This is a genomic window from Bacillus daqingensis (assembly GCF_042654445.1).
Classification (GTDB): Bacteria; Bacillota; Bacilli; order Bacillales; family Salisediminibacteriaceae; genus Alkalicoccus; species Alkalicoccus luteus.
Genome location: NZ_JBHSGK010000008.1, coordinates 32,559 through 49,398 on the forward strand (window position 1 = coordinate 32,559; position 16,840 = coordinate 49,398).

Annotated in this window: 31 protein-coding genes; all 31 read left to right on the forward strand. The window is 49.7% G+C overall.

The features are described from left to right. The first annotated feature begins 19 nt into the window (after positions 1-19). The 31 genes from tuf to rpsK all read left to right on the forward strand — a co-directional run bounded on the left by tuf (position 20) and on the right by rpsK (position 16,790). A complete protein-coding gene (gene tuf, locus ACFO4L_RS08965) occupies positions 20-1,210 on the forward strand; it encodes an elongation factor Tu (protein ID WP_377909343.1) in 1,191 nt (396 codons plus the stop codon). Positions 1,211-1,577: 367 nt separating this feature from the next. Further along, positions 1,578-2,411 (forward strand): hypothetical protein, encoded by an 834-nt coding sequence (locus ACFO4L_RS08970; RefSeq protein ID WP_377909344.1) that lies wholly within the window; start codon positions 1,578-1,580, stop codon positions 2,409-2,411. Between the two features lie 373 nt (positions 2,412-2,784). Then, the gene (locus ACFO4L_RS08975) at positions 2,785-3,600 is read left to right on the forward strand and encodes a hypothetical protein (RefSeq protein ID WP_377909345.1); all 816 of its coding nucleotides are present in this window, start codon (positions 2,785-2,787) and stop codon (positions 3,598-3,600) included. A 351-nt stretch (positions 3,601-3,951) separates the two neighbouring features. After that, positions 3,952-4,260, forward strand: coding sequence for a 30S ribosomal protein S10 (rpsJ, locus tag ACFO4L_RS08980; RefSeq protein WP_168004296.1), 309 nt, complete (start codon positions 3,952-3,954; stop codon positions 4,258-4,260). A gap of 46 nt (positions 4,261-4,306) precedes the next feature. Beyond that, the gene (rplC, locus tag ACFO4L_RS08985) at positions 4,307-4,936 is read left to right on the forward strand and encodes a 50S ribosomal protein L3 (RefSeq protein WP_377909346.1); all 630 of its coding nucleotides are present in this window, start codon (positions 4,307-4,309) and stop codon (positions 4,934-4,936) included. 26 nt (positions 4,937-4,962) lie between these two features. Continuing rightward, positions 4,963-5,586, forward strand: coding sequence for a 50S ribosomal protein L4 (gene rplD, locus ACFO4L_RS08990; protein ID WP_377909347.1), 624 nt, complete (start codon positions 4,963-4,965; stop codon positions 5,584-5,586). Then, positions 5,586-5,876 carry a 50S ribosomal protein L23 gene (gene rplW / locus ACFO4L_RS08995; RefSeq protein ID WP_377909348.1) on the forward strand — a complete coding sequence of 97 codons (291 nt, stop codon included), beginning with the start codon at positions 5,586-5,588 and terminating at the stop codon, positions 5,874-5,876. Before rplD ends, rplW begins: the two co-directional genes overlap by 1 nt. 32 nt (positions 5,877-5,908) lie before the next feature. Next, positions 5,909-6,742, forward strand: a complete 834-nt coding sequence (gene rplB, locus ACFO4L_RS09000; protein ID WP_377909349.1) for a 50S ribosomal protein L2 — start codon at positions 5,909-5,911, stop codon at positions 6,740-6,742. Between the two features lie 60 nt (positions 6,743-6,802). Then, a complete protein-coding gene (rpsS, locus tag ACFO4L_RS09005) occupies positions 6,803-7,081 on the forward strand; it encodes a 30S ribosomal protein S19 (protein ID WP_377909350.1) in 279 nt (92 codons plus the stop codon). Positions 7,082-7,103: 22 nt separating this feature from the next. Continuing rightward, on the forward strand, positions 7,104-7,445 hold the full coding sequence (rplV, locus tag ACFO4L_RS09010) for a 50S ribosomal protein L22 (protein WP_168004302.1): 342 nt from the start codon (positions 7,104-7,106) through the stop codon (positions 7,443-7,445). 2 nt (positions 7,446-7,447) lie between these two features. Beyond that, positions 7,448-8,107 (forward strand): 30S ribosomal protein S3, encoded by a 660-nt coding sequence (gene rpsC, locus ACFO4L_RS09015; protein WP_168004303.1) that lies wholly within the window; start codon positions 7,448-7,450, stop codon positions 8,105-8,107. Between the two features lie 2 nt (positions 8,108-8,109). Then, positions 8,110-8,544: a 50S ribosomal protein L16 gene (gene rplP, locus ACFO4L_RS09020; RefSeq protein ID WP_168004304.1), complete on the forward strand. Its 435-nt coding sequence runs from the start codon at positions 8,110-8,112 to the stop codon at positions 8,542-8,544. Continuing rightward, on the forward strand, positions 8,534-8,734 hold the full coding sequence (gene rpmC, locus ACFO4L_RS09025) for a 50S ribosomal protein L29 (RefSeq protein WP_168004305.1): 201 nt from the start codon (positions 8,534-8,536) through the stop codon (positions 8,732-8,734). Before rplP ends, rpmC begins: the two co-directional genes overlap by 11 nt. 20 nt (positions 8,735-8,754) lie before the next feature. Then, positions 8,755-9,015 carry a 30S ribosomal protein S17 gene (gene rpsQ, locus ACFO4L_RS09030; RefSeq protein ID WP_377909351.1) on the forward strand — a complete coding sequence of 87 codons (261 nt, stop codon included), beginning with the start codon at positions 8,755-8,757 and terminating at the stop codon, positions 9,013-9,015. Positions 9,016-9,059: 44 nt separating this feature from the next. Beyond that, positions 9,060-9,428, forward strand: coding sequence for a 50S ribosomal protein L14 (gene rplN / locus ACFO4L_RS09035; RefSeq protein WP_377909352.1), 369 nt, complete (start codon positions 9,060-9,062; stop codon positions 9,426-9,428). A 57-nt stretch (positions 9,429-9,485) separates the two neighbouring features. Further along, complete coding sequence (gene rplX, locus ACFO4L_RS09040) at positions 9,486-9,797, forward strand: 50S ribosomal protein L24 (RefSeq protein WP_377909388.1); 312 nt, start codon at positions 9,486-9,488, stop codon at positions 9,795-9,797. A gap of 30 nt (positions 9,798-9,827) precedes the next feature. Continuing rightward, positions 9,828-10,367: a 50S ribosomal protein L5 gene (rplE, locus tag ACFO4L_RS09045; protein ID WP_168004308.1), complete on the forward strand. Its 540-nt coding sequence runs from the start codon at positions 9,828-9,830 to the stop codon at positions 10,365-10,367. Positions 10,368-10,395: 28 nt separating this feature from the next. Continuing rightward, entirely contained in the window at positions 10,396-10,581 is a 186-nt protein-coding gene (locus ACFO4L_RS09050) for a type Z 30S ribosomal protein S14 (RefSeq protein ID WP_168004309.1), read from the forward strand. Positions 10,582-10,609: 28 nt separating this feature from the next. Continuing rightward, positions 10,610-11,008, forward strand: a complete 399-nt coding sequence (rpsH, locus tag ACFO4L_RS09055) for a 30S ribosomal protein S8 (protein WP_377909353.1) — start codon at positions 10,610-10,612, stop codon at positions 11,006-11,008. A gap of 31 nt (positions 11,009-11,039) precedes the next feature. Beyond that, complete coding sequence (gene rplF, locus ACFO4L_RS09060; RefSeq protein ID WP_377909354.1) at positions 11,040-11,576, forward strand: 50S ribosomal protein L6; 537 nt, start codon at positions 11,040-11,042, stop codon at positions 11,574-11,576. Between the two features lie 35 nt (positions 11,577-11,611). Then, the gene (gene rplR, locus ACFO4L_RS09065; protein WP_168004312.1) at positions 11,612-11,974 is read left to right on the forward strand and encodes a 50S ribosomal protein L18; all 363 of its coding nucleotides are present in this window, start codon (positions 11,612-11,614) and stop codon (positions 11,972-11,974) included. Positions 11,975-12,000: 26 nt separating this feature from the next. Further along, positions 12,001-12,498 (forward strand): 30S ribosomal protein S5, encoded by a 498-nt coding sequence (rpsE, locus tag ACFO4L_RS09070; RefSeq protein WP_168004313.1) that lies wholly within the window; start codon positions 12,001-12,003, stop codon positions 12,496-12,498. Positions 12,499-12,510: 12 nt separating this feature from the next. Further along, positions 12,511-12,699: a 50S ribosomal protein L30 gene (gene rpmD / locus ACFO4L_RS09075; protein ID WP_377909355.1), complete on the forward strand. Its 189-nt coding sequence runs from the start codon at positions 12,511-12,513 to the stop codon at positions 12,697-12,699. Positions 12,700-12,728: 29 nt separating this feature from the next. Beyond that, the gene (rplO, locus tag ACFO4L_RS09080) at positions 12,729-13,169 is read left to right on the forward strand and encodes a 50S ribosomal protein L15 (protein ID WP_377909356.1); all 441 of its coding nucleotides are present in this window, start codon (positions 12,729-12,731) and stop codon (positions 13,167-13,169) included. A 719-nt stretch (positions 13,170-13,888) separates the two neighbouring features. Continuing rightward, on the forward strand, positions 13,889-14,542 hold the full coding sequence (locus ACFO4L_RS09085; RefSeq protein ID WP_377909357.1) for an adenylate kinase: 654 nt from the start codon (positions 13,889-13,891) through the stop codon (positions 14,540-14,542). Beyond that, on the forward strand, positions 14,539-15,294 hold the full coding sequence (map, locus tag ACFO4L_RS09090; RefSeq protein ID WP_377909358.1) for a type I methionyl aminopeptidase: 756 nt from the start codon (positions 14,539-14,541) through the stop codon (positions 15,292-15,294). Before ACFO4L_RS09085 ends, map begins: the two co-directional genes overlap by 4 nt. A 13-nt stretch (positions 15,295-15,307) precedes the next feature. After that, positions 15,308-15,610, forward strand: coding sequence for an RNA-binding protein (locus ACFO4L_RS09095; RefSeq protein ID WP_377909359.1), 303 nt, complete (start codon positions 15,308-15,310; stop codon positions 15,608-15,610). A gap of 4 nt (positions 15,611-15,614) precedes the next feature. Beyond that, positions 15,615-15,833 (forward strand): translation initiation factor IF-1, encoded by a 219-nt coding sequence (gene infA, locus ACFO4L_RS09100; RefSeq protein WP_090842671.1) that lies wholly within the window; start codon positions 15,615-15,617, stop codon positions 15,831-15,833. Between the two features lie 48 nt (positions 15,834-15,881). After that, positions 15,882-15,995 carry a 50S ribosomal protein L36 gene (gene rpmJ, locus ACFO4L_RS09105; protein ID WP_090842670.1) on the forward strand — a complete coding sequence of 38 codons (114 nt, stop codon included), beginning with the start codon at positions 15,882-15,884 and terminating at the stop codon, positions 15,993-15,995. 18 nt (positions 15,996-16,013) lie between these two features. Then, the gene (gene rpsM, locus ACFO4L_RS09110; protein WP_168004317.1) at positions 16,014-16,379 is read left to right on the forward strand and encodes a 30S ribosomal protein S13; all 366 of its coding nucleotides are present in this window, start codon (positions 16,014-16,016) and stop codon (positions 16,377-16,379) included. A gap of 18 nt (positions 16,380-16,397) precedes the next feature. Continuing rightward, entirely contained in the window at positions 16,398-16,790 is a 393-nt protein-coding gene (rpsK, locus tag ACFO4L_RS09115; protein ID WP_168004318.1) for a 30S ribosomal protein S11, read from the forward strand. The last annotated feature ends 50 nt before the right edge of the window (positions 16,791-16,840 follow it).

The following is a 16,840-nucleotide window of genomic DNA, read 5'->3' on the forward strand; positions in this document are numbered from 1 at the left end:
TGTAAGGAGGATTTCGATCATGGCAAAAGAAAAATTTGATCGTTCCAAAACGCATGCGAACATTGGTACAATCGGTCACGTTGACCACGGTAAAACAACTCTGACTGCTGCTATCACTGCTGTACTTCACAAGAAGTCCGGTAAGGGTACTGCAATGGCGTACGACCAGATCGATGGTGCACCAGAAGAGCGTGAGCGTGGAATCACTATCTCCACTGCACACGTAGAGTACGAGACTGATTCTCGTCACTATGCACACGTTGACTGCCCAGGTCACGCTGACTACGTTAAGAACATGATCACTGGTGCTGCACAGATGGACGGAGCAATCCTCGTTGTATCTGCTGCTGACGGCCCAATGCCACAGACGCGTGAGCACATCCTGCTTTCCCGTCAGGTTGGTGTACCTTCCATCGTTGTATTCCTGAACAAGACGGACCAGGTTGACGACGAAGAGCTTCTCGAGCTCGTAGAAATGGAAGTACGTGAGCTTCTTTCTGAGTATGACTTCCCTGGTGACGACATCCCAGTCGTTAAAGGTTCTGCTCTGAAGGCTCTCGAAGGTGACGAAGAGCACGAAAACGCAATCCTTGAACTGATGCAGCAGGTGGATGACTACATCCCAACACCTGACCGCGACAAGGATAAGCCATTCATGATGCCTGTAGAGGACGTATTCTCTATCACAGGCCGTGGTACAGTAGCAACTGGCCGTGTTGAGCGTGGACAGCTTAACGTTGGTGACGAAGTTGAGATCATTGGTCTTGCTGAAGCTCCATCCAAGACTACTGTAACTGGTGTTGAAATGTTCCGTAAGCTTCTCGACTACGCTGAAGCTGGTGACAACATTGGTGCACTGCTCCGTGGTGTATCCCGTGACGACATCAACCGTGGACAAGTACTTGCTAAGCCAGGTTCTATCACTCCACACACAAAGTTCAAAGCAGAAGTTTACGTTCTGTCTAAAGAAGAAGGTGGACGTCACACTCCATTCTTCACAAACTATCGTCCACAGTTCTACTTCCGTACTACGGACGTAACTGGTGTTACTCACCTTCCAGAAGGTGTAGAGATGGTTATGCCTGGTGACAACGTAGAGATGACTGTTGAACTGATCTCCCCAATCGCGATTGAAGAAGGTACTAAATTCTCAATCCGTGAAGGCGGACGTACAGTAGGCGCAGGCGTCGTTGCTGAAATCACTGAGTAATTGAATGAATACATGCGGATCTTCATCCGCATCTCCAGCCGGGCAGGCTTACCTGCCCGGTTTTTTTTGTGGATTCCTTTGCCAATGTCAGACAATGTTTGCCATTTATATTTGTAAATAATTTCTACGAGAATGGTCTTTACCTATTTCTTGTGGTGGATTACTGTTTATGCTGGAAGGCAGCGTTCCGCTTATATGATCATGCCGCTAAGTATTCAAGAAGTTAAAGAATGGCGGAGTTCGCATCTTTTCTCGGGGTCCGCTAACCTGCATCAAATAAAGCAGATCTATTTCATACAAGTTTACAAATCAAACGGTTATTTGTTAGCATTGGAAACGAATTACAAATAAAAAGGGGCGTCCAAATTTGCAGAAATACATACAATCATCCGCTCTCCTTTCACTGGCTTTCTTAACTGCATGCGGTGAAGGAGAAAACGCAGAATTAAACGAAGGACAATTAGAAGACGATCAGAATAATATCGAAGCTATGGCTGATGAAGAGAATGCAGGTGAAGAGGGGCAGTTATCCTATTTTGATGAACTGAGAAATAGAACATATGACACGCCGGAGTCGTATTTAGATGAAGAAAAGTATCGATCTATCGAAGAAACGTTGCGAAATTTGAATCTTCCTGAAAAGGGGAAATCGATTGAGGGTGACCTGATCGTTTATGAGAACGGTTTTGAATTTGAGCGGGAAACGAAAGTAGCCACACACGGACATTTGCCGTCACCGGAATTTCATCAAAGGGATCCTGAAATTCCTGAAGCAAGTCAGGCGGTAGGCTTAATGATGAAACGCGCAAGTATTAGTTATGACTCATTTAACACACCATCCGGTGAATTTGGCCTGCCCCTAAGCGGCGGCACAGATTATTACGGTGAATATATAACGGAACCAATGGGGACATTCGGAACAGAGCGAATCGAAGAAGAAGGACGGCCAACTGAAATCATACATTACGGTTGGGACGCTATCCAAAATACTTCTATAAATATTAATCGTGAGCTCTACGAATTGGAACAACATTATAAGAGTGAAGAATATCAATTGATTCATGAATGGTCATACGAGACGCGCCATCTTTTATATAGAGCAGTAACAAATAATGCTGAACAATATGAAACGGGTTTTGAATACTATGAACTTGCGGTTGAAAACATTGAACGTATGAATGAAATTATTGAATCCTTATAAGATTCTTGTCCGCTGTCAATTTTGGCAGCGGATTTATATGTAAGAAGCTTAGCAGCGTATAAAAACAGGCAGGCATGTTGAAAACTAGAATGAAAAAGTAAAACTCCGGGCTTCAAAAAGAACTTAACGGTAACGGAAAGTAACACAGCTCGTCCTATCATTAACTGTCGCGGACCCAATTGTCACTTGCGCAACACAAGCGGACCGATATAACGAAAAAAGTGATACAAGAAGCTGCAAATCTAACTTTACGCTTCTCAAAACCAACAGAAGCTTGTCTGCTCACGATCGACAGGCGGGCGGAGCATGAGCCTTCGATGGTTACAGCTACTTGCGTTTGTTCAAACAATTCAGCTCAAAAAGGAGAGAACCGATGCCTGACTTACAAGCACATTACTTGCGCACGGCGCGCACATTTCAAAAGATCGGCACCGCCTGTACGATTGCAGCGCTTCTCCTTGCAGGCTACTGGATACTGACCGGCTGGCCGGACTCACCCGATTCGCTTGTTCCGCTCTTGACTCTTATTGCGGCCGGACCGGGCCACTTTATTGCCGCCGCTGCTAAAAGGCACCGTGCCGAAAAACTCCGTCTGACGGTACCTGATGTACCACCTGCACTCGAAGGGGAAAGGCGCATCATGCTCGTCCCTGCTGTGCACTGGCTCAGAAACATGCATTACATCACCATGCGCGGTGAGGGGTCGGCAATTGTCAGGGAAGAAGCAGAGGGATTCACAAAAATTATCACCGCACTGCTGCACTTGCTCGGACTGCGGCCGTACTTAAAGAAACAGCTTATCGTCGAAAACCAAGAGGGCGTCTTGTACCGGCTTAAAAAGAAGCGCGGGCTGCATCAGTATACGTATCTCTATGACAAGCATGGCAGAAAGCTTGGTTCATATAAGCTGAACGTCTGGAACGTGACGCGCAGCTACACGACGTTCTACGATGAAGCAGGCAAGCAGATCGGCGAGAGCGACGGCGGATTCAGCGGCACGCAGTTCAATGTGAAAAACGAAGAAGGGGAGGTGCTGATAAACGTACGTCATGACGGCATCCCGGCTGAAGCGATGCACCTGTTTGCCGGTGCGCGAGGTGACATTCTTCAGTTTCATGAGGATCCCGGCAACCTGCACCCTGTGCACCTGCTGGCTCCGGCTGTGATCCAGCTTCACTTCCGGTCGTGACGAGTTTCTTCTATACTATGGATGTTCTCCGGGGAGGAGTTCTCCATAGGCTTGGACCCACCAGATAACTATCAGAAAATTCCGCCCTTCGTAATCTGTGAATTTACATCAAATACCCCTTGAAATCAGCGTTTCGAGCCTGTATACTACACAAAGTGTGACTGTAGAAATAAGCGGAAAAAGCATTGCGTATACAGCGCGTTTCCTGTATACTATACAATGTTGGTCACAGAAAGGCTTTGATTCGGGAGGTTACCGACACACCCGATCCCGTTGCCATGGATCGGGTGACGGAAAATTTCCGAGGAGCAAGTCTATTTCCAAAAATGGGCGAAAAAAGGAGGTAAAAAAATGGCAAAGCAAAAGATTCGTATTCGTTTAAAGGCGTATGATCACCGCGTACTCGACGCTTCTGCTGAGAAGATTGTTGAGACTGCCAAGCGTTCAGGTGCCGGAGTAGGCGGTCCTATCCCGCTTCCGACAGAACGTTCTGTATACACAGTCCTTCGTGCGGTGCACAAGTACAAGGATTCCCGTGAGCAGTTCGAAATGCGCACGCACAAGCGTCTTATCGACATTCTTGAGCCGACACCACAGACAGTTGATGCGCTGATGCGTCTTGACCTGCCGTCTGGTGTGGACATTGAAATCAAGCTTTAATTTCTTTATATAAAAAATATTTAATTATTAACAGGAGGTGTGACGGATGACCAAAGGAATCTTAGGAAAAAAGCTCGGCATGACGCAAGTTTTTACAGAAGCCGGTGAAGCAGTGCCTGTCACTGTAATCCAGGCGGAGCCAAACGTTGTGCTTCAGAAGAAGTCAGCAGAAGGCGACGGCTACGAAGCGATTCAGCTTGGTGCTTTTGACCAGAAAGAAAACAACCAGAACAAGCCGAGAAAAGGACACGCTGCTAAAGCAGACACAACGCCTAAGCGCTTCGTGAAGGAAATCCGCGACGCTGACGCAGCTGAACTTGAGGTTGGTCAGGAAGTCAAGGTAGATGTATTTGCTGAGGGAGATATCGTAGACGTAACTGGTAAGTCCAAAGGTAAAGGATTCCAGGGTGCGATCAAGCGACACAATCAGTCCCGAGGGCCAATGTCCCACGGTTCTCACTACCACCGCTCGCCAGGTTCCATGGGGCCTGTTGACCCGAACCACGTACGTCCGGGTAAACTGCTTCCAGGGCGCATGGGCGGAGACACTGTAACCGTTCAGAACCTTGAAGTTGTAAAAGTTGACGCAGAGCGCAACGTACTGCTCGTTAAGGGTAACGTACCTGGTGCAAAGCGCAGCTTTGTAACTGTTCAGTCTGCTGTAAAAGCTAACTAATTTCGGATAAGAAAGGAGGAGCCCCGATGCCTAAAGTAACTCTGTACAAACAGGATGGCTCACAGGCCGGCGATATCGAGCTGGCAGAAGGCGTATTCGGTATTGAACCGAACGAAAACGTAGTTTATGAAGCTGTCATCATGCAGCAAGCATCACTTCGTCAAGGAACTCATTCCACTAAGAACCGCTCGGAAGTACGCGGCGGTGGACGCAAGCCTTGGCGTCAGAAGGGAACAGGCCGTGCACGTCATGGTTCAACTCGTTCCCCAATCTGGGTAGGAGGCGGCGTAGCGTTTGGTCCAACACCACGCAGCTACGGATACAAGCTTCCTAAGAAGCAGCGTCGTCTTGCACTGAAATCCGCTCTTTCTTCAAAGGTAAACGAGAATAACATTCTTGTTCTTGAAGAGCTGAGCTTCGAAGCTCCAAAAACGAAGGAAATGAAAGCTGTACTTGCAGGTCTTTCTGCTAACACGAAGACACTGATCGTAACAGCGGACGAAAACGAAGCAGTTGCACTTTCTGCCCGTAACCTTCCAGGAGTAACGGCTATTAAAGCTTCCGGTGTAAACGTACTGGATCTTCTCAAGCACGAGAAGCTCGTTATTACACAGGATGCTGTTAAACAGGTAGAGGAGGTGCTTGCATAATGGCTAACGCACGCGATATTATTAAGCGCCCGATTATCACTGAAAACTCTGCTGAGCTGATGGAGAACAAGAAGTACACGTTCGAAGTTTCCCCATCTGCCACTAAGCCTCAGATCCGCGCAGCTATCGAAGAAATCTTCGGCGTGGAAGTAGCTTCTGTCAACACGATGAACTACAAAGGCAAGTTCAAGCGTTTCGGTCGCCACAGCGGCTATACCCGCAAGCGCAAGAAAGCAATTGTACAACTTTCCGCAGACAGCAAAGAACTTGAGTTCTTTGAAGGTGCGTAAATAAAACGTCTTAACGAAGGAGGGAAAAGCTCATGGCTATCAAAAAGTATAAACCGATTACGAACGGCCGTCGTTTCATGACAACTCTTCAGAACGAAGAACTCACGACCGACAAGCCGGAAAAATCACTGCTTGCGCCGCTTTCGAAAAAAGCTGGACGCAACAACCAGGGACGCCTGACAGTACGCCACCAGGGCGGCGGTCATAAGCGTCAATACCGCATCATCGACTTTAAGCGTGACAAAGATGGAATTCCAGGCCGCGTTGCTACGATCGAATACGATCCGAACCGTTCTGCGAACATCGCACTGATCAACTATGTTGACGGTGAGAAGCGCTACATCCTTGCGCCAAAAGGCATCAAGGTTGGAACAGAGATCATGTCCGGTAAGGATGCCGATATCAAAGTCGGAAATGCACTTCAGCTGAAGGACATTCCGGTAGGTACGATCATCCACAACATCGAGCTCCGCCCAGGAAAAGGTGGACAGCTTGTACGTTCTGCAGGAGCTGAAGCACAGGTTCTCGGACGCGAAGAAAAGTACGTTCTCGTACGTCTGCGCTCCGGTGAAACACGCCTCATCCTTGGAACTTGCCGTGCGACTGTCGGCCAGGTCGGCAACATTGAGCACGAGCTTGTCACAATCGGTAAAGCAGGCCGTTCCCGCTGGATGAACAAGCGCCCGACTGTACGTGGTTCTGTTATGAACCCGAACGATCACCCACACGGTGGTGGTGAAGGCCGCGCTCCAATCGGACGTCCTTCTCCAATGTCTCCATGGGGCAAGCCGACTCTTGGTTACAAGACACGAAACAAGAACAAAGAGTCCAACAAATATATCGTGCGTCGTCGCCGTAAAAAATAACGGGGTTGTCCTACGGTTCTCACGGAGGGCCGTAGCGCAATCGCGAAGGGAGGTACCATTATGGGTCGCAGTTTGAAAAAGGGACCATTTGTAGATGATCATCTGATGAAGAAGGTAGAAGCACAGGCTGATTCCAGCAACAAGAAGGTAATCAAGACCTGGTCCCGCCGTTCTACAATTTTCCCACAGTTCATCGGTCACACGATCGCTGTATACGATGGCCGTAAACACGTGCCGGTTTACGTTCAGGAAGACATGGTAGGCCACAAGCTTGGCGAATTCGCGCCAACGCGTACGTACAAGGGCCATGCTTCTGACGATAAGAAAACACGACGTTAATAAAGAGGGGAGGTACTGACTCATGGAAGCCAAAGCAGTAGCAAAACAAGTACGTGTTGCTCCTCGCAAAGCTCGTCTGGTCGTTGACCTGATCCGTGGAAAGGAAGTTGGAGAAGCAATCTCCATCCTGAACCACACGCCGAAAAAAGCATCCCCGATTGTAGAGAAGCTTTTGAATTCAGCGATCGCGAACGCGGAGCACAACTACGAAATGGAGCCGGACAACCTCGTCGTTGCTCAGGCATTCGTAGACGAAGGAGTTACACTTAAGCGGTTCCGTCCAAGAGCACAGGGACGCGCAAGCCGTATCAATAAGCGTACGAGCCACATCACATTAGTGCTAACAGAAAAGAAGGAGGGATAAGTGTGGGTCAAAAAGTAAATCCTCATGGACTGCGTGTCGGCGTCATCAAAGACTGGGAGTCCAAATGGTATGCTGATAAAGACTATGCTGATCTGCTTCACGAAGATATCCGCATCCGCGACTATCTCGAGCAGCGTCTCAGCGAAGCGTCCGTTTCCACGATTGAAATCGAACGAGCGGCAAATCGTGTGAACGTTACGATCTATACTGCTAAGCCAGGTATGGTTATTGGTAAAGGCGGTTCTGAAGTAGAAGTACTTCGCAGAACACTGAACCAGATGACTGGCAAGCGTGTTCACATCAACATCAACGAAATCAAGAAGCCTGATATGGATGCAACACTCGTTTCTCAGAACATTGCACGCCAGCTGGAAAGCCGTATTTCTTTCCGCCGCGCAATGAAGCAGTCCATGCAGCGCACAATGCGTTCCGGCGCAAAAGGTATCAAAACAGAAGTATCCGGACGTCTCGGCGGAGCCGATATCGCCCGATCAGAATCATACAACGAAGGTACTGTTCCACTTCACACACTCCGTGCTGACATCGACTATGGTACTGCAGAAGCAGATACTACGTACGGCAAGCTCGGTATTAAAACTTGGATCTACAAGGGTGAAGTCCTTCCAACTAAAGGAACGAACGCAGAGGAAGGAGGAAATTAATCATGCTAATGCCTAAACGTGTTAAATTCCGTCGTGAGCACCGTGGTAAGATGCGCGGACGAGCGAAAGGCGGAACGGAAGTATCTTTCGGTGAGTATGGTCTTCAGGCAGTTGAAGCTTCCTGGATCACAAACCGTCAGATCGAAGCTGCGCGTATCGCAATGACGCGTTACATGAAGCGTGGCGGTAAGGTATGGATTAAGATCTTCCCAGACAAGCCTTACACTGCAAAGCCGCTTGAAGTCCGAATGGGTTCCGGTAAAGGTTCTCCTGAAGGCTGGGTAGCAGTCGTAAAGCCAGGGAAGGTAATGTTCGAGATCGCCGGTGTATCGGAAGAGGTTGCACGCGAAGCACTTCGTCTTGCATCCCACAAGCTGCCGATCCGTACGAAAGTAATTAAACGTGAAGAAGTGGGTGGTGACGCAAATGAAAGCTAATGAAATCCGCAACCTAACCACTGCAGAAATTGAACAGAAAGCCACTTCTCTTAAGGAAGAGCTTTTCAACCTTCGCTTTCAGCTTGCGACTGGTCAGCTGGATAACCCGGCTCGCATCAGCGAAGTGAAGAAGTCAATCGCACGAGCTAAGACCGTACTACGCGAGCGCGAACTCGGTATTGCGGAATAGTCCCGAGAGGAGGAATAACCGTGGAACGTAACAACCGTAAAGTTTACGTAGGCCGCGTGACATCTGACAAGATGGACAAGACAATCACTGTTTCCATCGAGTCCTACAAGATGCACCCGCTGTATAAAAAGCGTGTTAAGCACACGAAGAAATATAAAGCGCACGATGAGAACAACACTGCAAAGGTGAACGACATCGTCCGCATCATGGAAACCCGCCCGCTTTCCAAAGACAAGCGCTTCCGCCTTGTTGAGGTAGTGGAAGAGGCCGTAATCATCTAAGCACGCAATAGCGTCTTCGCATCCGAAGGGAGGTAAAGGAATCTATGATTCAACAGGAAAGCCGTTTAAAAGTAGCTGATAACTCCGGTGCCCGTGAAGTACAGTGCATTAAAGTACTTGGTGGTACAGGCCGTAAGACTGCGAACATCGGTGACGTAATCGTCTGCTCTGTAAAGCAGGCAACACCTGGTGGCGTTGTCAAGAAAGGTGAAGTAGTACGTGCTGTAATCGTACGCTCTCGCACAGGTGCACGCCGTCCGGACGGATCTTATATCAAGTTCGACGAGAACGCAGCTGTAATCGTACGTGACGACAAGAGCCCACGAGGAACTCGTATCTTTGGACCGGTTGCACGTGAACTGCGTGAAAACAAGTTCATGAAGATCGTTTCTCTGGCGCCGGAAGTACTGTAAGAATAGAGATCGGAAACAACCGAGTAAAGAGGAGGTGCCCTCATGTCCCAGGCGAAACTGCACGTGAAAAAGGGAGATAACGTTAAAGTCATCTCCGGTAAGGATAAAGGTAAAGAAGGTAAAATTCTTGAAGCTTATCCAAAGAAAGACCGCGTACTCGTGGAAGGCGTAAACATGGTAAAGAAACACGCTAAGCCATCCCAGACGAACCCACAAGGCGGAATTCTTAACCAGGAAGCGCCTATTCACGTATCAAACGTTATGGTGATCGACCCGAAAACAAACGAGCCTACGCGCGTTGGTTTCAAAGTCGAAGACGGCAAGAAAGTACGTATTGCTAAAAAATCCGGCGAAGCGCTTGATAACTAAGCAGCCGGCTGCTGAAAGGAGGTTCATTCAATGAGTCGTTTGAAGGAAAGATTCAATCAGGAAATTACACCTTCTCTGAAAGAGAAGTTCGAATACTCTTCCGTTATGGAAGTACCGAAGCTCGAAAAGATCGTTGTAAACATGGGTGTCGGTGACGCTGTACAGAACTCGAAGGTGCTTGACAAAGCAGTAGAAGAGCTCGCAACGATCACTGGTCAGAAGCCGCTTGTAACAAAGGCGAAGAAATCCATCGCAGGCTTTAAAGTCCGTGAAGGAATGCCAATCGGTGCGAAGGTAACACTGCGCGGTGAGCGTATGTATGACTTCCTCGACAAGCTTGTCTCTGTATCCCTGCCACGTGTACGTGACTTCCGCGGTGTTTCCAAGAAAGCATTTGACGGACGAGGCAACTACACGCTCGGCGTGAAAGAGCAGCTGATCTTCCCAGAGATCAACTACGATGATGTAGACAAGGTCCGAGGAATGGATATTGTCATTGTTACAACTGCTAACACAGACGAAGAAGCTCGTGAGCTTCTCACACAGTTCGGTATGCCGTTCCAAAAATAAACTCTTATAAACGAGAGGAGTGAAGACCTTGGCGAAAAAATCGATGGTCGCTAAACAGAAGCGTACGAAAAAGTTTGGTGTACAAGAGTACTCCCGCTGCGAACGCTGTGGACGCCCTCACAGTGTACTGCGCAAATTCAAGCTCTGCCGTATCTGCTTCCGTGAACTTGCACACAAAGGTCAAATTCCGGGCGTCAAAAAAGCTAGCTGGTAATTCCGCTTAAAGGAAGGAGGTAACTACGATGGTCATGACAGATCCTATTTCTGATATGTTAACCCGCATCCGCAACGCGAACATGGTGCGACACACAAGCCTGGAGCTCCCGGCTTCCAACATGAAAAAAGAAATCGCAGATATCCTCAAGCGTGAGGGTTTCATCCGCGACTACGAATCCGTTGAGGACAACAAGCAGGGTATGCTGCGTATTTTCCTTAAGTATGGTGCTAACAACGAGAAGGTTATCACTGGTCTTAAGAAAATCAGCAAGCCTGGCCTGCGCGTTTATGCAAAGTCTGACGAAGTACCGCGCGTACTTGGAGGACTCGGTATTGCAATCATTTCGTCATCTTCTGGCGTTATCACGGATAAAGAAGCACGACAGCAAAAAGTCGGCGGCGAAGTAATCGCCTACGTCTGGTAATTCATTACGTAATAGAACGGAGGTGTCACGTATGTCCCGAGTTGGTTTAAAACCGATTGAAGTTCCATCTGGAGTTGAATTTAAGCTTGATGGCAAGACTGTAACCGTGAAAGGCCCTAAAGGGGAACTGACACGTGAAATGCACGAAGCCATGACAATCAAGCACGAAGATAACACGATCACAGTCGAGCGTCCTTCCGACCACAAGGAGCACCGTTCCCTGCACGGCACAACGCGCAGCCTGATCAACAACATGATCGAAGGTGTTTCCAAAGGATACGAGAAGAAGCTTGAGCTCGTCGGTGTTGGTTACCGTGCTCAGAAGACCGGCAACAAGCTGGTTCTGAACGTAGGCCTGTCCCACCCGGTTGAGTTTGTTCCGGAAGACGGTCTCGAAATTGAAGTTCCTGCCAACACGCAGGTAACGGTAAAGGGAATTGACAAGGAGCGCGTAGGCGCACTTGCTTCCAACATCCGTGCCGTACGTATTCCAGAGCCTTATAAAGGCAAGGGAATCCGCTACGAGGGCGAGTACGTTCGCCGTAAGGAAGGTAAGACAGGGAAGTAAGCCCTGAATTAACGGAAAGAAAGGACTGACGTTCGATGATCACGAAGACTGCTAAGAACGCGGTACGTAAGAAAAGACACGCCCACGTTCGTCGTTCGATCACAGGCACAGCTGAACGTCCGCGTTTGAATGTTTTCCGTTCTAATAAGCACATCTATGCACAGCTGATTGATGACGTCGCAGGCGTCACAGTCGCAAGTGCTTCCAGCTTAGATACAGAACTTAACGTTGAAAACGGCGGAAACAAAGACGCTGCTCGCCAGGTCGGGGAACTTGTAGCGAAGCGTGCCATTGATAATGGCCAGGAAACGGTTGTATTTGACCGCGGCGGCTACCTGTACCACGGACGAGTTAAAGAACTTGCAGACGCTGCGCGTGAAGCCGGCCTCAAGTTTTAATCAACGGAATAAAGGAGGGAAACACATTGCGTATCGATGCAAGCAAACTGGAAATTGAAGAGAGAGTGGTCACGGTCAACCGTGTCGCGAAGGTAGTAAAAGGCGGACGCCGCTTTCGTTTCGCAGCACTCGTTGTCGTAGGCGACAAGAACGGACATGTCGGTTTCGGTATGGGTAAAGCTCTTGAAGTACCGGAAGCGATCCGTAAAGCAATTGAAGAAGGCAAGAAAAACCTGATTCAGGTGCCAATGCAGGGAACAACGATCCCTCACCAGATCACAGGCCAGTTCGGTGCAGGCTCTGTCCTTCTGAAGCCAGCTTCTGAGGGTACTGGAGTTATTGCCGGCGGACCAGTCCGTGCGGTACTTGAACTTGCAGGTGTCGGTGACATCCTTTCCAAGTCACTAGGTTCCAACAACCCTATTAACATGGTACGTGCAACAATGCAGGGTCTGGAAAGCCTGAAGAGCCCTGAAGAGGTTGCTAAACTACGCGGCAAATCTGTTGAAGAGTTGCTAGGTTAAGGAGGGATTGGCATGGCAAAGAAACTCGAAATTACCCTCACCCGCAGCCTGATCGGACGTCCTGAAGATCAGCGCGTGACTGTGAAGACTCTTGGTCTTGGCAAAGTCAACAGCACTGTTGTGAAAGAAGACAACGCTGCAATGCGCGGGATGGTAAACAAAGTATCCCATCTCATTAAAGTTAACGAGATCGAAGCGTAAGACACGAAAAAACCTGAGGAGGTGTCATCATGCAACTTCACGAACTTAAGCCTGCTGTCGGGTCCCGCAAAGAGCGCAAGCGTAAAGGCCGTGGTATCGCAACTGGTAACGGTAAAACTGCCGGTCGCGGACACAAAGGTCAAAACGCTCGTTCCGGAGGCGGTGTACGCCCTGGTTTCGAAGGTGGACAGATGCCTATCTTCCGCCGTCTGCCTAAGCGTGGGTTCAAGAACCCTAACCGCGCAGAGTACGCTGTAGTGAACCTGGAAACACTGAACCGTTTCGAAGACGGAACAGAGGTTACACCAGCTCTGCTTGTGGAAACAGGCGTAGTGAAAAATGAAAAGAGCGGCATCAAGGTGCTTGGCAACGGCAGCCTTGAGCGCAAGCTTACTGTTAAAGCTACAAAATTCTCCGGATCTGCAAAAGATGCAATCGAAGCAGCCGGCGGAACTGCTGAACTCGTTTAATCACCCGTTCACGCATCTTCCGGCAGGCTGAGGGCTTCTGCCTTCACCTGCAGCGCTCACGTCTTTCGAAATCGGTGCCCCATGCCCCTGAAGGTTCAATTCTGCCGCCAAGGAGCGGGGAGATCGACGCCTTCGGGCTGCACCTTTCGGGATAGGGCGCGTCAATGACCTTCCTTGCCGTTCAGACGGCAGCGGAGGAACAGGTCGCAGGAAAGCTGGCACAAGTGACAAGAGACAGGCAGAATGTGATCGTCTTTTGACAACCGCATATGCTGTTTTAGCAGCAGGTCAGGCGGATCCAGAGAGGGATCATTATTCTCCTCGTTGCTGGGATTGCTGCTGGGATTCCGAATGGAGTTACCTGTGAATGTAACGCTATTCGAAGGCGCAGGAGATGCCATATAAAAGCACCTCGTTACTGTGCCGCTGAGCCGGTACTGTCAGCGGTCTTTACAGAATAGGGCTTTTGGAAGATGGAAATACCTGTTCAGCGCGCCGTACGATTCGGCGGGCAGACCGGACTGCCGGAGGCCCGTACATCCGTCCCGGAAACAAGGACGCAGGATCAGCTCATGTTATTCTCTCGTTTAACTTTCCACGGAATACGAATCGTCGCAGATGCCGCTGCTTAAAACGATGAAACAAGTTGAAAGTGAAGATGTTCCACCGGTACGGCCGAATAAGGCCGGCCGCATCAAAACGCTGGAGGGAATCGACACATGAATTTAATCCTTATGGGTCTTCCGGGAGCCGGAAAAGGGACTCAGGCAGAAAAAATCGTTGAAAAATACGGTGTTCCACACATCTCGACAGGCGACATGTTCCGCGCTGCCATTAAAAACGGCACGGAACTAGGGCTGAAGGCAAAAGCCTTTATGGATGAAGGCGCCCTCGTCCCGGATGAAGTCACGATCGGCATCGTTCGTGAGCGTCTGAGCCAGGACGACTGTGCGAAAGGCTTCCTGCTGGACGGCTTTCCACGGACACCGGCCCAGGCCCAGGCACTGGAAGAGATGACAACGGATCTTGGACGCACGCTCGATCACGTGATCTACATCAAGGTACCGCGTGACGATCTGTTTAAGCGTCTCACAGGCCGCTGGATCTGTCCTGACTGCGGTACGGCTTACCATGAGGTATTTAATCCTCCTCAGGAAGCCGGCAAATGCGACAAGGATGGAAGCAAGCTGATTCAGCGTGACGACGACAAGCCGGAAACGGTTGATAAGCGTCTCGAAGTCAATCTCGAGCAGACAAAGCCACTCGTTGACTTTTATGAAGAGAAAGGCTATCTTCGTAATATTGACGGCCAGCAGGATATCAACGACGTCTTTGCAGATGTGGACAAGCTTTTGCAGGAGTCGCGTGCATGATCATCCGCAAGTCTGCGGATGAACTGGCCCTGATGCGCAAGGCGGGGGACATCGTTGCCCGCACCCATCAGGAGCTTCAGGCACACATCCAGCCGGGAGTCACAACGCAAGAACTGGATCAGATCGCCGACAGGTATATCCGATCTCAACATGCGGTTCCATCCTTCAAAGGGCTCTATGGATTTACGGGAAGTATTTGTACTTCAGTAAACGAAGAGTTGGTGCATGGAATACCCGGATCCCGGGTGCTCCAGGATGGTGACATCATCAGCATTGACATCGGGGCTATGTACGAAGGCTTTCACGGGGACTCCGCCTGGACGTATCCAGTCGGCAGCATTTCCCCGGAGTCGGAGCGTCTTTTGGACGTCACCGAAGCCTCGTTGTACGAAGGCCTGCGCGCTGCTGCGCCGGGGAACAATCTCTCCGACATTTCCCATGCCGTGCAGACCTATGCAGAAGCAGCGGGATTTTCTGTTGTGAGAGAATACACCGGACACGGTATTGGCCGCAGCCTTCACGAAGATCCGGCCATTCCCCACTTCGGGCCTCCCGGCAAGGGACCCCGGCTGGAAACAGGAATGGTGCTGGCCGTGGAGCCGATGATCAATGCTGGGAAGCGGTACGTACGGACGCTGTCCGACAATTGGACGGTCGTCACGAGTGACGGTTCCCGGTGCGCTCATTTTGAACACACGATTGCTATTGTCGAAACAGGATACGAAATACTGACAAAATCCAGTGATGGATGAAGGTGGTCAAGGAATGAAAGATCCTGACTCGGTTCCACAAGCCGGTGAGCTTGTGCGGATACTGAATGGAAGGGATAGAGATCAATATGCGTGCATCATAGAGGTTCTTGACGAACGGTTTGTGCACATTGCCGACGGCGACAAGCGCAAAGTCGATCGTCCGAAACGCAAGAACCTGCAGCATTTAGAACGCATGGAGATCATTGCCCCCGAAGTAAGGAACAGTATAATAGAAACAGGTCGTGTCACCAATGCGAAACTGCGTTTTGCAATTTCGTCCCATATCAACGATAATTTACTGAAGGAAGGAGAGTAAATTCATGGCCAAAGAAGATGTTATTGAAGTTGAAGGCACGGTCATAGAGCCGCTTCCAAACGCGATGTTCCGTGTCGAGCTGGATAACGGGCACAAGGTGCTCGCACATGTATCCGGCAAAATTCGTATGCACTATATCCGTATTCTTCCGGGAGACAAGGTCACCGTCGAATTATCTCCGTATGATCTGACTCGCGGTCGAATCACGTATCGATATAAATAACACCGGCAGAAGTCGCGCAGTACTCCGACTATCAAGGAGGTAAAGAACATGAAGGTAAGACCATCCGTCAAACCAATTTGCGAAAAGTGCAAAGTAATTCGCCGCAAACGTACCGTCATGGTAATTTGCGAGAATCCAAAACACAAGCAGAAGCAAGGATAAATACAGGAGGTGTAATGTATGGCACGAGTTGCAGGTATTGACATTCCCCGCGACAAGCGAGTAGTCATTTCCCTGACGTATATCTACGGAATCGGAAAGTCCCGCGCTGCGGAAATTCTCGAGGAAGCCGGCGTATCTCCTGATACCCGCGTCCGCGATCTTACAGAAGAAGAGCTCGGTAAAATCCGAAGCGTTGTCGACAGCGTGAAGGTAGAAGGGGACCTCCGTCGTGAAGTTTCCCTCAACATCAAGCGTCTGATCGAAATCGGATCCTACCGTGGAATCCGTCACCGTCGCGGTCTGCCAGTCCGTGGTCAGAAGACGAAGAACAACGCGCGCTCCCGTAAAGGTGCACGCCGCACTGTAGCGAACAAGAAAAAGTAAAGGAGGTAACGGAATACTATGGCTAAACCAAAAACGACTCGCGCAAAGCGCCGTCAGCGTAAAAATATAGAGTCCGGTATTGCACACATCCGTTCCACGTTCAACAACACGATTGTAACGATCACAGACCCTCAGGGAAACGCCGTATCCTGGGCTAGTGCAGGCGGTCTTGGATTCAAAGGCTCCCGTAAGTCCACTCCATTCGCAGCACAGACTGCAGCAGAAGCAGCAGCAAAAGCAGCAATGGATCACGGTATGAAGGAAGTTGAAGTTTCCGTTAAAGGGCCGGGTGCAGGACGTGAAGCAGCGATCCGTTCCCTTCAGGCTACTGGTCTTGAAGTGAGCATGATTCGTGACGTAACACCTGTTCCACACAACGGCTGCCGTCCACCAAAACGTCGCCGCGTATAATTGCAACGAGCACAATGTCTCGTTCCACCTGAACGGGATGAAAATCGTAA

Bases quoted from the DNA above. Each gene is read 5' to 3' on its own strand.
- rpmC (WP_168004305.1), top strand. From the start codon at position 8,534: ATGAAAGCTAATGAAATCCGCAACCTAACCACTGCAGAAATTGAACAG.
- rpsJ (WP_168004296.1), top strand. From the start codon at position 3,952: ATGGCAAAGCAAAAGATTCGTATTCGTTTAAAGGCGTATGATCACCGC.
- rplN (WP_377909352.1), top strand. From the start codon at position 9,060: ATGATTCAACAGGAAAGCCGTTTAAAAGTAGCTGATAACTCCGGTGCC.
- rplF (WP_377909354.1), top strand. From the start codon at position 11,040: ATGTCCCGAGTTGGTTTAAAACCGATTGAAGTTCCATCTGGAGTTGAA.
- infA (WP_090842671.1), top strand. From the start codon at position 15,615: ATGGCCAAAGAAGATGTTATTGAAGTTGAAGGCACGGTCATAGAGCCG.
- ACFO4L_RS08975 (WP_377909345.1), top strand. From the start codon at position 2,785: ATGCCTGACTTACAAGCACATTACTTGCGCACGGCGCGCACATTTCAA.
- rplO (WP_377909356.1), top strand. From the start codon at position 12,729: ATGCAACTTCACGAACTTAAGCCTGCTGTCGGGTCCCGCAAAGAGCGC.
- rpsS (WP_377909350.1), top strand. From the start codon at position 6,803: ATGGGTCGCAGTTTGAAAAAGGGACCATTTGTAGATGATCATCTGATG.
- rplP (WP_168004304.1), top strand. From the start codon at position 8,110: ATGCTAATGCCTAAACGTGTTAAATTCCGTCGTGAGCACCGTGGTAAG.
- rplD (WP_377909347.1), top strand. From the start codon at position 4,963: ATGCCTAAAGTAACTCTGTACAAACAGGATGGCTCACAGGCCGGCGAT.
- rplV (WP_168004302.1), top strand. From the start codon at position 7,104: ATGGAAGCCAAAGCAGTAGCAAAACAAGTACGTGTTGCTCCTCGCAAA.
- rpsK (WP_168004318.1), top strand. From the start codon at position 16,398: ATGGCTAAACCAAAAACGACTCGCGCAAAGCGCCGTCAGCGTAAAAAT.
- tuf (WP_377909343.1), top strand. From the start codon at position 20: ATGGCAAAAGAAAAATTTGATCGTTCCAAAACGCATGCGAACATTGGT.
- ACFO4L_RS09095 (WP_377909359.1), top strand. From the start codon at position 15,308: ATGAAAGATCCTGACTCGGTTCCACAAGCCGGTGAGCTTGTGCGGATA.
- map (WP_377909358.1), top strand. From the start codon at position 14,539: ATGATCATCCGCAAGTCTGCGGATGAACTGGCCCTGATGCGCAAGGCG.
- rpmJ (WP_090842670.1), top strand. From the start codon at position 15,882: ATGAAGGTAAGACCATCCGTCAAACCAATTTGCGAAAAGTGCAAAGTA.
- ACFO4L_RS09085 (WP_377909357.1), top strand. From the start codon at position 13,889: ATGAATTTAATCCTTATGGGTCTTCCGGGAGCCGGAAAAGGGACTCAG.
- rpsH (WP_377909353.1), top strand. From the start codon at position 10,610: ATGGTCATGACAGATCCTATTTCTGATATGTTAACCCGCATCCGCAAC.
- rplC (WP_377909346.1), top strand. From the start codon at position 4,307: ATGACCAAAGGAATCTTAGGAAAAAAGCTCGGCATGACGCAAGTTTTT.
- rplB (WP_377909349.1), top strand. From the start codon at position 5,909: ATGGCTATCAAAAAGTATAAACCGATTACGAACGGCCGTCGTTTCATG.
- rpsM (WP_168004317.1), top strand. From the start codon at position 16,014: ATGGCACGAGTTGCAGGTATTGACATTCCCCGCGACAAGCGAGTAGTC.
- rplW (WP_377909348.1), top strand. From the start codon at position 5,586: ATGGCTAACGCACGCGATATTATTAAGCGCCCGATTATCACTGAAAAC.
- rplR (WP_168004312.1), top strand. From the start codon at position 11,612: ATGATCACGAAGACTGCTAAGAACGCGGTACGTAAGAAAAGACACGCC.
- rpmD (WP_377909355.1), top strand. From the start codon at position 12,511: ATGGCAAAGAAACTCGAAATTACCCTCACCCGCAGCCTGATCGGACGT.
- rplE (WP_168004308.1), top strand. From the start codon at position 9,828: ATGAGTCGTTTGAAGGAAAGATTCAATCAGGAAATTACACCTTCTCTG.